General features: G+C 27.6%; 9 protein-coding genes. 2 read left to right on the top strand and 7 right to left on the bottom strand.

All coding sequences use genetic code 11. From position 1 onward, the window contains the following. Positions 1-2: 2 nt before the first annotated feature. A complete protein-coding gene (locus GPX08_RS00735; RefSeq protein WP_156624992.1) occupies positions 3-380 on the bottom strand; it encodes a hypothetical protein in 378 nt (125 codons plus the stop codon). 152 nt (positions 381-532) lie between these two features. On the opposite strand from GPX08_RS00735, the gene lexA reads away from it, so the two are divergent. Next, positions 533-1,138 (top strand): transcriptional repressor LexA, encoded by a 606-nt coding sequence (gene lexA, locus GPX08_RS00730; RefSeq protein WP_156624417.1) that lies wholly within the window; start codon positions 533-535, stop codon positions 1,136-1,138. A 65-nt stretch (positions 1,139-1,203) separates the two neighbouring features. Next, complete coding sequence (locus GPX08_RS00725) at positions 1,204-1,800, top strand: hypothetical protein (RefSeq protein ID WP_156624416.1); 597 nt, start codon at positions 1,204-1,206, stop codon at positions 1,798-1,800. A 29-nt stretch (positions 1,801-1,829) separates the two neighbouring features. On the opposite strand, the gene GPX08_RS00720 is transcribed toward GPX08_RS00725, so the two are convergent. From GPX08_RS00720 to GPX08_RS00695, 6 genes are all read right to left on the bottom strand, one after another. After that, the gene (locus GPX08_RS00720; protein ID WP_156624414.1) at positions 1,830-3,113 is read right to left on the bottom strand and encodes a hypothetical protein; all 1,284 of its coding nucleotides are present in this window, start codon (positions 3,111-3,113) and stop codon (positions 1,830-1,832) included. Positions 3,114-3,245: 132 nt separating this feature from the next. Next, a complete protein-coding gene (hfq, locus tag GPX08_RS00715) occupies positions 3,246-3,479 on the bottom strand; it encodes an RNA chaperone Hfq (protein WP_156624412.1) in 234 nt (77 codons plus the stop codon). A gap of 24 nt (positions 3,480-3,503) precedes the next feature. Further along, positions 3,504-4,430 (bottom strand): tRNA (adenosine(37)-N6)-dimethylallyltransferase MiaA, encoded by a 927-nt coding sequence (miaA, locus tag GPX08_RS00710; protein WP_156624410.1) that lies wholly within the window; start codon positions 4,428-4,430, stop codon positions 3,504-3,506. A gap of 10 nt (positions 4,431-4,440) precedes the next feature. Further along, complete coding sequence (gene mutL / locus GPX08_RS00705) at positions 4,441-6,321, bottom strand: DNA mismatch repair endonuclease MutL (protein ID WP_156624408.1); 1,881 nt, start codon at positions 6,319-6,321, stop codon at positions 4,441-4,443. Between the two features lie 16 nt (positions 6,322-6,337). Then, complete coding sequence (mutS, locus tag GPX08_RS00700; RefSeq protein WP_156624406.1) at positions 6,338-9,022, bottom strand: DNA mismatch repair protein MutS; 2,685 nt, start codon at positions 9,020-9,022, stop codon at positions 6,338-6,340. Between the two features lie 134 nt (positions 9,023-9,156). Then, a complete protein-coding gene (locus tag GPX08_RS00695) occupies positions 9,157-12,429 on the bottom strand; it encodes an ATP-dependent helicase (RefSeq protein WP_156624404.1) in 3,273 nt (1,090 codons plus the stop codon). Positions 12,430-12,431: the final 2 nt, after the last annotated feature.

The raw sequence follows: 12,431 nt of genomic DNA, 5'->3' as shown, positions 1-12,431 counted from the left end.
CTCTAATGCTTAATTTTTAGTTTTCTTACACCTGGGAATACTTCTTCAGTAGCTTCATTAAAGTTCTCATCATCAAACAACTCTAAATCATCTATATATTCTATATGATCAAAAGCGTCGACGTATTCCCCATTATCTTCCCCAGCTAACTCATCGTAAGAATCTTTATCTAAACTATCTAAAGATCCTTCTTCCTTAATCATTGCTAGCATCTTTTTATATTCTTCTTCTAAAAACGCATTTTCTTCAACATTCTTAGCTATATCTTCTATTTTAATAGCTCTTACATCTATTCCTTCTTCTTTTAAACAATCTCCACAGTTATCACAAATTCTATTTGGATATATGTCACATATATCATCTTCATTAAAATTTCTAATATTCACTAAAACACCACCTATTAGATATTATTCATAAAGCATATTATATCAAAATAAAATGAAATAAGCAAACATATTATCTATTTAAAGAACATAAGTTTGATATTTTATTTATATTATGTTATAATAAATTAAATAAAGTGAGGTGTTTGATGATGGAATTGAGAGATAAGCAACGAGAAATATATGAATTCTTAAAGGTGTACACAGAAAACAAAGGATACCCACCATCAGTAAGAGAAATTTGTGAGGCAGTTAATTTAAGATCTACATCTACTGTCCATGGTCATCTAAAAAGATTAGAGAAAAAAGGCCTAATTAAAAGAGATCCAACTAAACCAAGAGCTTTAGAAATAATGGAAATGTCAGGATCTAAAAAAGAAATGTTAAATATCCCTATAATAGGAAAAGTAACTGCTGGGGAACCAATATTAGCTACAGAAAATATTGAAGATACTTTCCCACTTCCAATAGATTATATAAGTCACAATGAAGAGCTTTTTATGTTAAAGGTAACTGGTAATAGTATGATAAATGCAGGTATAAACGATGGAGATTATGCAATTATCGAGAAAGCTCAAACTGCAAAAAATGGAGATATTGTTGTTGCTTTAATTGAAAATGAAGCCACCATTAAAACATTCTATAAAGAAAAGGATCATATAAGACTACAACCTGAAAATGATACCTTATCTCCTATCATTGTTGAAAATTGCCTAATACTTGGCAAATTAGTAGGTTTATTTAGAGCATATTAAATTTTAAGAGTCATACAATAATTATGTATGGCTCTTATTTTTTTATATGTAAGGAGGTTTATAAATTGAAGATTTCTATAATAAAAAAAGAAAATCAATTTAATAACGAATCTGATAAACCTGAAATTAATGATAATAAAGAGTTTGCTGTAATTAAGAAAGAAAAATCATCAAGAAATATACTAATCTTTAAAGTAGTTGTAGCCGTTCTTTATGCATTTGGATTAGGCTATAGTTTATTCTTTTTCGGAGATAACTTTATTAAGGTTGGAGTGAAATTCTTGATACTACTAATTCCATTATACTATATTATAGATCTGCCATACTCTATTATAAAATCATTTTTATTACCAAATGTATTTTCAAAGGATGAGATTGTGATTGCATTGAATATTTTAACATTTGACTCAACTATTATTACAAAAAGTTCAGTTCCTAAAATAAGATATTTGCTATCAATATTAATACCTTTTTTACTATTAATATTGGTTCCAACTATTTTAAGTTATTTTTTAGAGTTTAATTTTTATCTATACCTTATCGCTTCTGCTACTGCTATTATCTCAATAAAAGATTTAATTTACATTATTAATATTTTAAAACATAATTTTAAAGGCAATAGCATTAAGTTAGACTTAAATAATATTATTATAGAAAAATAATAGGCTGCCATAAGGCAGCTCTATTACTTTTATTGATTCAAAATATTATTTAAAGCTATTAGTATTCCTATCTTAGCATGATCAAAAGTAAGTCCACCTTGAAGATATGCTATATAAGGTTCTCTTATTGGCGCATCTGCTGATAGCTCAATTGATGACCCTTGAATAAATGCCCCAGCTGCCATTATAACTTCATCATTGTATCCAGGCATAGCCCAAGCTTCACATTCTACGAAGGAATCTATAGGTGATCCTTTTTGAATACCCTTACAGAATTTGATTAAGTTTTCTTTATTACCAAATTTAATAGCTTGTATTATGTCACTTCTTTTCTCATTATATTTAGGAAGAACTTCAAAGCCTGCTAGTTCCATTATTCTAGAACAGAATACAGCACCTTTTACAGCTTCCATAGCTATATGTGGAGCTAAGAATAATCCCTGATAGAATTGTCTCATAACACCAAAAGTAGATCCACACTCTCCTCCTATTCCTGGAGTAGTAAGCCTATATGATGCTTGTGTAACACACTCTTCAGTACCAGCTATATAACCACCTGTTGGAGCTATTCCTCCACCTATATTCTTTATTAATGAACCTGCAATTAAATCTGCTCCCACTTCTGTAGGCTCAATTGTATCTATGAATTCTCCGTAGCAATTGTCTACAAATACTACTACATCACTTCTAATTCCTTTAACAAAAGATATTACTTTTTCTAAATCAGAAACTAAAAATGAATTTCTCCATCCATATCCTGTACTTCTTTGGATATGTACAAGTTTTACTGTTTTGTCTTCTTTTAATACCTCTTCTATTTTATCAAAATCAAAAAATCCATCTTTTAAATCTATTTGTTTATAATTAACACCATATTCTCTAAGTGAGCCTATGTTTTCTTTACCACTAATACCTATGATATTATGCAATGTATCGTATGGTGCTCCAGAAATACATACCATTGTATCACCTGTTCTTAAGTTACCCATTAAGGCACAACCAATAGCATGAGTTCCATTAACAAAATGCGGTCTTACTAGTGCACTTTCTGTTTTGAAAATTCTTGCATATACCTTGTCTAGAGAGTCTCTTCCTATATCATCATATCCATAACCTGATGAGTTAGTAAAATGTGACTCGCTAATTCTTTCTTCTTGAAAAGCCTTTAATACTTTTAACTGATTATACTCTCTAATTTCATCATAAGTATTAAATACCTCTTCAACATCTTTTAAAGCCTTATTATATAGCTCAAAAGTCTTCTCTGTAAATTTAAATTCTTTAATCATCATTTCTTCAGTTAGCTTTAACATAATTTAAGTTGCATAGAAACTATGCTTCTCTCCCTTCTTATTTGCAATAGCATTTATAGAATCTATAATAACATATTTACTAATAATTTAAAATAAAAGCTTATTATTTTACAAAAAAAGTAGGCAAAATGCCTACTCTTCTTCATTAGAAAATAAAATTGGTTTAGCTGGAGTTATTGTAGTAATAGCATGCTTGTAAACTAACATTTGTTTACCATCACTATCTAATACCACTGTAAAACTATCAAAACCTTTTACATAACCTTTTAATTGAAATCCATTAGTTAGGTAAATAATTACTGATATCCTGCTTTTTCTAGCACCGTTTAAGAAAATGTCTTGCAAGTTGTTTGGTTGTTTATTCATAGTTACCTCCATAAATCATAATACCTATTTCTTATAATCCAATACTATTTTATTAAATATTTCCTCTTCATTTTTGTTATCTTTATTAATAAATATAGCTCTTGGATCTCTTCTGAACCAAGTCAATTGTCTTTTAGCATAGTTTCTAGATCCCTTTTTAATCATTTCAATAGCTTCATTTAAGCTTATTTTATTATCTAGATAATAAAGAATCTCTTTATATCCTATACCTTGCATTGACTGCATAGAAGAATTATACCCCATTTCTTTAAGTTTTATGCACTCTTCAAGTAACCCATTCTCCATCATAATATCTACCCTTAAGTTAATTCTATCATATAAAACTTCTCTATTCATATCTAAAACATAATAATTTGTTTCATATGGACCATTATAAATGTCATCTCCTAAGTTATAAGAGCTAAATGGTTTTTTAGTTAATTTGTAAACTTCTAAGGCTCTAATTACTCTTTTTCTATTATTGAAATGAATTTCATTATAACTAACTGGATCTATATCCTTTAGCATATTATGAATAAATTCATTCCCCTTTTCTTCAGCTAAATTCTCAAGTTCTTTTCTATACTCTATATCTTTATCAGCTTCAGTAAAATTCATATTACAGGTTAATGCATTTATATAAAGTCCTGTTCCCCCTACTAATATAGGTAGTTTATTTCTAGATAAAATATCATCTATAACTTTAGAAGCCTTCTCTTTATAATCAGCAACAGAAAATGATTCTTTAGGATCAACTACATCTATCATATGATGTACAATACCTTCCATTTCCTCTTTAGTTATTTTAGCAGAGCCTATATCCATATACTTATAAATTTGCATAGAATCTGTTGATACTATCTCTCCATTTAATGCTTTTGCAAGTTTAATAGATAAACTTGTTTTTCCTACAGCAGTTGGTCCTGCAATAATTAGTATTTTTTTCTTCATTACTTCTCCTTTAAACTATTCTTCTGAATTTTTTATCTAGCTCATAGTTCGTAAATTTAATTATTACAGGTCTACCATGAGGGCAATGGAATGGGTCTTCTATATATCTTAAATCACTTATCAATCTTTCCATCTCAACTTCATTTAAATAATCATTAGCCTTAACTGCAGCTTTACAAGCTAAAGTTGCTATTCTATTATATTTTACTTCTGTTGTTTTACCACTACCTAAGGATTTAATATTATCTAATATATTTATAAATAAATTTCTAGCATCCAATTTACCTAAAAAATATGGTACTTCCTTAATAGCTATAGTATTACCACCAAATTTTTCTGTAATAAATCCTGCCTTAATAAAAATATCTATATTTTCTTCAAAATAACAGTAATCATCAGTCGTTAAGTCGATTAAAGTAGGTACCAATAAAGGTTGAACTACAATATCACCATCTTCAATATTTCTTAAATACTTTTCAAATAATATTTTTTCATGAGCAGCATGCTGATCTATTATATATAGTACTTCTTCATATTCAGCTAATATATATGTTTTGTTAAATTGACCTATTATTTTTAATGCTGGGAATTTAGCATTTCTATTAGTATTATTATTTAATGGCTCTTTTTCTTCTTCTACTACTGAATGAACTTCTTTATTTAAATTATTATTGTTATTATAAATTACATTGTTATTCTTAAGAGCTTCATATATTTCCTCTTCCTTTTTTATATCTTCATAAGAAAGATTATCTAAATCCTTGTTTAAAATTGGTTCTCTATAAATTTCCTCTTCTCTTGTTACTACTTCCATATTAAAAGATATATTTTCAACTTCGTCAGTTTTATTAACTTCCTCTACATCTTCTCTTTCCTCTTCTGGTATATAAAAATCATTAAAGACTTCTAGTTTAAAAGCTTTATGGACTAAATCAAATATCTTTTTAAAAATTATCCTATCATCTTTGAATTTTATTTCAGCTTTTGTAGGATGAATATTAACATCTACAAATTCAGGATATACTTCTAAGAATAAAACGAAGAAAGGAAACTTATTAACTGTAGCAAAGGACTTAAATGCATTTTCCATAGCAGCTACTATAGTTTTATTTTTAATGTATCTACCATTAACAAAAATGCTTTGATTATTCCTAGATCCCCTTGAAATCTCTTCTTTTCCTATATATCCATATAAAGATATATCTTCTTCTTTACTTTCAAAATATATGATATTTTCACTAATAGTTTTACCATATATAGTTCTTATTACATCTTTAAGATTACCAGTACCGTAACTATGTAAAACCTTCTTACCATTATTATAGAACTTAATTGATATATCCGGATTAGATAATGCAATTCTATTAATAATATCACCTATTAAAGAACCCTCTCTTGAAATTGACTTTAAGAACTTCTTTCTTGCAGGTACATTATAAAATAGATCTCTAACTTCCATAATAGTACCTTTATTACACCCTATATCTTTTAAAGATAGTATTTCTCCACCCTCAATGTCTATTTCAGAACCAAATTCGTCTTCAGCTGTTTTACTTTTTAAATTCACCTTTGATATTGCGGCAATAGAAGCCAATGCTTCTCCTCTAAAACCTAATGTCATGATTGAATATATATCATCAACATCTTTTATCTTTGAAGTAGCATGAGGCATAAATGCTTTTTTAATATCATCTCTATGAATTCCATTTCCATCATCAATAATTCTAATTAATGAGCATCCACCTTCTTCTATTTCTATAGTGATGTTTTTAGCTTCTGCATCTATGGAATTTTCCATTAATTCCTTAACAACTGAAGAAGGTCTTTCAACTACTTCTCCAGCTGCAATCTTATTAGAAGTATGCTCATCTAATATATTAATTCTCTTCATATACTCACCCTTTTAGTTACTTTAGCTTCTTAGCTTCTATAGTTAGTTTATATAAGGTATTCATTGCATCCATTGGAGTTAATGCCATAACGTCTATATTAGCTATAGAATCAAGTAAATTTTCTTTTTCTATCATAGTAAAATCTAATTGGTAGTTATCTTCTTTAACCTTATTATTCTTCTCTTGACTCTTAGTTTCTAATTTATGGTTATTATCATTGATTTCGCTATTTATCTTTTCTTTATTAGTATTCTTTACTTCAATACTTTCTTTTATAGTCTCTTCTTTGTCTATGCTATTATTTGTATCCTCTAATGATAATAGAATTTCCTTAGCACGATTTATGACTTCATTAGGTAATCCTGCAAGCTTAGCAACCTCTATACCATAAGATTGATCAGCACCACCTTCTACTATCTTTCTTAAGAATATAATATTATCATCCATTTCGCTTACTGCAACAGAATAGTTCTTAACTCCTTCTAAAGTACCTTCTAGCTTTGTTAATTCATGATAATGTGTTGCAAATAAAGTCTTACATTTTAAATTGTTATTTGTTGAAATATATTCTATAACTGACCAAGCTATACTTAAACCATCATAAGTGGAAGTTCCTCTACCTACTTCGTCTAATAAGACTAAACTCTTATTAGTAGCATTCTTTAAAATATTAGAAACTTCCCACATTTCAACCATAAATGTAGACTTACCGCCTGCTAAATCGTCAGAAGCTCCTATTCTAGTAAAAATCTTATCGCAAATAGAAATATTAGCAGATGTAGCTGGTACGAAAGAACCAACTTGAGCCATTAATGTGATTAAAGCAACTTGCCTCATATACGTTGACTTACCAGCCATATTTGGCCCAGTAATTAATAATAATCTATTTTCATCTTGATTTACTAATGTATCATTAGATACAAACTCACCATTTCCAATAACCTTTTCTACTACTGGGTGTCTTCCATTTTTTATATCTATAACTCCACTTTCATTAATAACAGGTTTTACATAGTTATTTTCTAAGGCTACTATCGCAAGAGTAGATAATGCATCTAAGTCTCCGATTATTCTAGCACTTTTCTTAAGCCTTGGAATTTCTTTTTCTATTGCATCTCTAATTTCTATAAATAAATTATATTCTAGGGTAATTAGCTTCTCTTCAGCTCCTAAAATCTTATCTTCCATTTCTTTAAGTTCTTGAGTAATAAACCTTTCAGCATTTGCTAAAGTTTGCTTTCTTATATATCTACCTTCAGGAATAGAAGAATAGTTAGCCTTAGAAATTTCTATATAGTATCCAAATACTTTATTATAACCAACCTTTAATGATCGAATACCAGTAAAGTCTCTTTCTCTATTCTCTAAAGCTGCAATCCACTCTTTTCCATGTAATTTTGCAGTTCTTAAACTATCAACCTCTTCATTGTAGCCATCTCTTATAATGTTTCCCTCTTTAATTGATAAAGAAGGATCATCTAATATAGCCTTATCTAATAATTCTTTAATATCTTTTAGTTCATCTATTGAATTAAACCATTCCTTTAATAGTTCTGAATTAGCCTCTGATAAGTGATTTTTTATTCCAGGTATCTTAGAGATAGAGTGTCTTAATGATACTAAATCTTTAGCACTAGCATTTTTATTAGATATTTTCCCTACTATTCTTTCTATATCATATATCTCTTTTAGTAAAAGTCTTAAATCTTCATTAAAATAGTTTTTTTCAAATAACTCTTCAACACCATTCAAACGTTTCTCTATTTCTCTTTTAATTATAAGAGGTTCTTCTATCCATTTTCTTATGGCTCTTCCCCCCATAGATGTAGAAGTTTTATCTAATACCCAAATTAAGCTACCTCTTTTAGATTTTTCTTTTAAACTTTCAGTAAGTTCTAAGTTTCTTCTTGAATTACCATCAATAGTCATATAGTTTATTATGTCATAGTATTCTAGTAAGTTAATATTAGTTAAATTCATTTTTTGAGTATCAAATATATACTTTAATAAAGCCATAGATGCTTTTTTAGAAGAATCATCTAAGTTTGATACACATACATCAGAAAATTGCTCTATTAGTTCCTCTTCACTACATATTTCATTGTTGAAATTCCTCTTAGTTATTAAGGCTTGTGATATAGATTGTATTTCTTTTAAAAGTTCCTCGCTAATAGTTTCATCAATAATTATTTCTTTCGGTGAAACTTTTGTAATTTCATCAAATAAAGTTGCCATGCTATTGTTAAAAGATGTTGTCTTAAATTCACCTGTAGATATATCTGTAATAGAAACAGCATACTTATCTTCATCTTCAATTATGCACATTAAATATGTATTTTTGTATTCACTGTCTTCAGAAGCTTCTACAAAAGTACCAGGCGTAATAACCTTTATTACATCTCTTTTAACTATACCTTTAGCTACTGCAGGATCTTCTACTTGTTCACCTATAGCAACTTTATAACCTTTATTAACAAGTCTTGCTATATAAGAAGAGGCAGCATGAAATGGAATACCACACATAGGTGCTCTTTCTTCTAAGCCACAATCTCTACCTGTTAAAACTAGCTCAAGTTCTCTAGATGCAATTTTAGCATCTTCAAAGAACATTTCATAAAAGTCTCCTAGTCTAAAGAATAGGATACAGTCCTTATAATTTTCTTTTATTTCAAAATATTGTCTCATCATTGGAGTTAACATATAAATACCTCACAAAATTAAATTTTAAAAATCTATATAATCGTAAATATAATAAATCTAATAAAGGGCTGCCTTCATGACAGCCTCAATTTATTCAGTTTTATTATACTATAAAAAACTTTCACCTTTAAGTATTAATTATAATTTGAAAATAAGTTTATTATATCTTCATCAGTTAATGAATTAATATTACTTACTTCTCCTTCATTATCTAGTATATTGGCTATAAGCTTTCTCTTTTCTTCTTGTAATTCAACTATTTTTTCTTCTATAGTATCTTTAGATATAAGTTTAATTACTTCAACTACATTTTTTTGTCCAAATCTGTGAGCTCTATCTGTAGCTTGATCTTCTACAGCAGGATTCCACCAAGGATCAAAATGTATAACTATATCTGCTGAAGTTAAGTTTAAACCTGTTCCTCCAGCTTTAAGACTTATTAAGAATACCGGTTTATCACTATTATTAAAATCATCTATTAGTTCAATTCTATCTTGTGAAGGTACACTCCCATCTAAATAATTAAATGATATTTCAGCACCTTTCAGTTTTACACCTATATTCTTTAATACAGAAGTAAACTGAGAAAATACTAATATTTTATGCCCTTCATCTATTCCTTGTTTTAATATTTCAATAAGTGCTTCTATCTTTCCACTGTCACCTTTATAATCATTTATAACAACTGATGGATCTAATGATAATTGTCTAAGCTTTGTAATATAAGAAAGAATCTCTATCTTACTATTTTTTAAATCATCCTCCATTACTTTTTTCTCAATTAATTTCTTAACATAATCTGAATATATTCCATAAGCCTTTTCCTGATCTTTTGACATAGATACTACTAATTTCTTTTCTATTTTTAATGGAAGCTCTTTTATTACATCCTTTTTATATCTTCTTAGTATAAATGGTGAAATTAGTTTATTTAATTCTTCTAATACTTCTTTTGATTCTTTTAGTTTCTTATGATATCTAACACTAAAGTCTTTTTCCTCAAATAAGTATCCAGGCATAATAAAATCAAAAATAGACCATAGTTCCATTAATGAGTTTTCTATAGGTGTACCTGTTAAAGCAAATTTCCTATTAGCCTTAACTTCTTTTACAGAATGAGAGTTTTGAGAATTACTATTTTTTATATTTTGAGCTTCATCTATAAAGAAATAATCAAAATTTATCTCCTTATATATATCTAAATCTCTTTTTAGTAAGTTATAAGTTGTAATTATAACATCAAATTTATCAACTTCTTCTAATATCTTAATCCTATCTTCTTTTGAACCATTAATTACAGCATATTTTAATGTTGGGGCAAACTTCTTTATTTCATTACCCCAGTTATATATTAATGACGTTGGGGCTACAATTAAAGTTTTTGAAGGAAGAGAGGATAGTATAAATGTAATGGCTTGAATAGTTTTTCCAAGACCCATTTCATCACCAAGAATTCCACCAAACCCTAAATAATCAAGGGTCTTAAGCCAATTAAAGCCTTCTTTTTGGTAAGGTCTTAGTTCTGCTAATAAAGATAACGGTTCTTTAAAGGAAAGTTTTTTAATTTCCTTGAACTTTTTACTTATTTTAGATAACTCCTTTTTACCTTTTATATATCTAAGGTTATTATCCTTTATTAAACTTTCTATATATAGCGCTTTATTTTTATTTATTAATAAAATATCATTTTCTTCATCATTCCCAATAGATACAGCATCTAATAGCTTTAAGAAACTTTTAAGTTCTATTTCATCTAAATCTAGATACTCCCCATCTTTGAGTTTATAATATTTTAAATTATACTTAAATGCAGTTAGTATTTCAAAGATTTCAGCTTTAGGTATATTATCAATATTAAATTTAAATTCTAAATAATCGTATTTTCCAGCACTGATTTCACCTGTAATACTTTTAGTGCTTATATTTCTAATTCCTTTAAAGTTCTCAGAATAATAAACTTCCCCTAATTCTTGAAGTTTGATAATATCATTTTTAAAGAAATTAAATATATATTCGTCTCCTAGGATTAAATAGAATTTATCACCTGACGCTTCAAACCCATAACTCCTTAATAAGGATAAGATTTCTGACTCTTTATTTAAATCTCTATAAACGATTTTATTTTTATAATCATGGAAGATATTAAATTCATGACTTCCATACTTAACTTTTACGGTTAAAACAGTAGTACTGTTTACCTTATCAAAATAGAAACTGAATTCAACATCTTCTTTGACTATCTTCTCTTTTATAGAATTACTAACTTTAATATCTTGAGATAAAGTATATAATTTAGGTAGAAGACTAGATAGTATTTTCACTTCATCTTTTCTATCCAATGTTAGTTGCTCTTTGCCATTAAAAGCACTAATAAATTTTGAAATTTCATAACAGTACTTTGATTCAGGTAGGTATATACTACTACCATAAATGTATACAGTTTTTTCTTTATTTAAAGCAACTGGAAATCCCTCATCTATAGACAATAAATACTTATTGTTAAGTTCCTTAAGAGAAAAGGAGGTATTAGGTTTATCAAAAACAATCTCTGCCTCAACAGGTCTATAGAAAAATCCTTCATTTAAATATACTCTATTTTTAGAAATTGTTTCGAAAAACTCTCTAATTAGGAATTCTGGAATTATTAAATTCTTACCATCAATAAACGAATCCTGTCTTTTTATAAATCTAGAAGATAGATTCTCTATTTCTTTCACCTTCTGAATAAACTTAATTAGTTTATCTTCCTTAACTCCAAATCTTTGTGTACGTAAATTAAAAGTAAAATCTTTGCCATATCTTATAGGCAATCTATTGGTATAAGATATTAAAAGTTGATTTATATCCTTAATTACATACAATTTATTCGATGCTAATCCTTTAAGTCCAATCTTAAATTCAGCACATAAATAATTCTTATATCCTTTTTTGTTAATATGAACTTCTATTTTAATCTCTTCTTTATTTTCTTCTTCAAGTAATAAACTTAAAACACTATTGCTACTATCTGATCTAAATATTGATACTTCATTAAGATTATCATAATAAGAACCCTCTAGCTTATTATATATATCATCATAGTTTTCAATATTCATTAAGAAATTATAAAAAATTGCATATAAGTGCTTACAACAATAATTCTTTCTCTTAAGCTCATAATTTGAATAATCTGCACAAGTGCAATATGTTGAAGTAATACTTTTACTTGCAATATCTATTGTTAATTTAGTATTATATTCACTGAAATACTTTTCAGATATAACATTACTATTAATAACTATTTCATTATTATCTTCCTTAACATCAAAAGAGGTAATTAAACCTTCATTTATTATTCTTTTTCCTGCTACTTCTTTATTTCCAGAAGTACTTTTCTTAAATTTATTTATTAAATCATTTTTTAACATAG

The organism is Clostridium tertium (assembly GCF_902652255.1).
Taxonomy (GTDB): Bacteria; Bacillota; Clostridia; order Clostridiales; family Clostridiaceae; genus Clostridium; species Clostridium tertium_A.
This window is presented reverse-complemented; position numbering and strand designations above follow the sequence as displayed.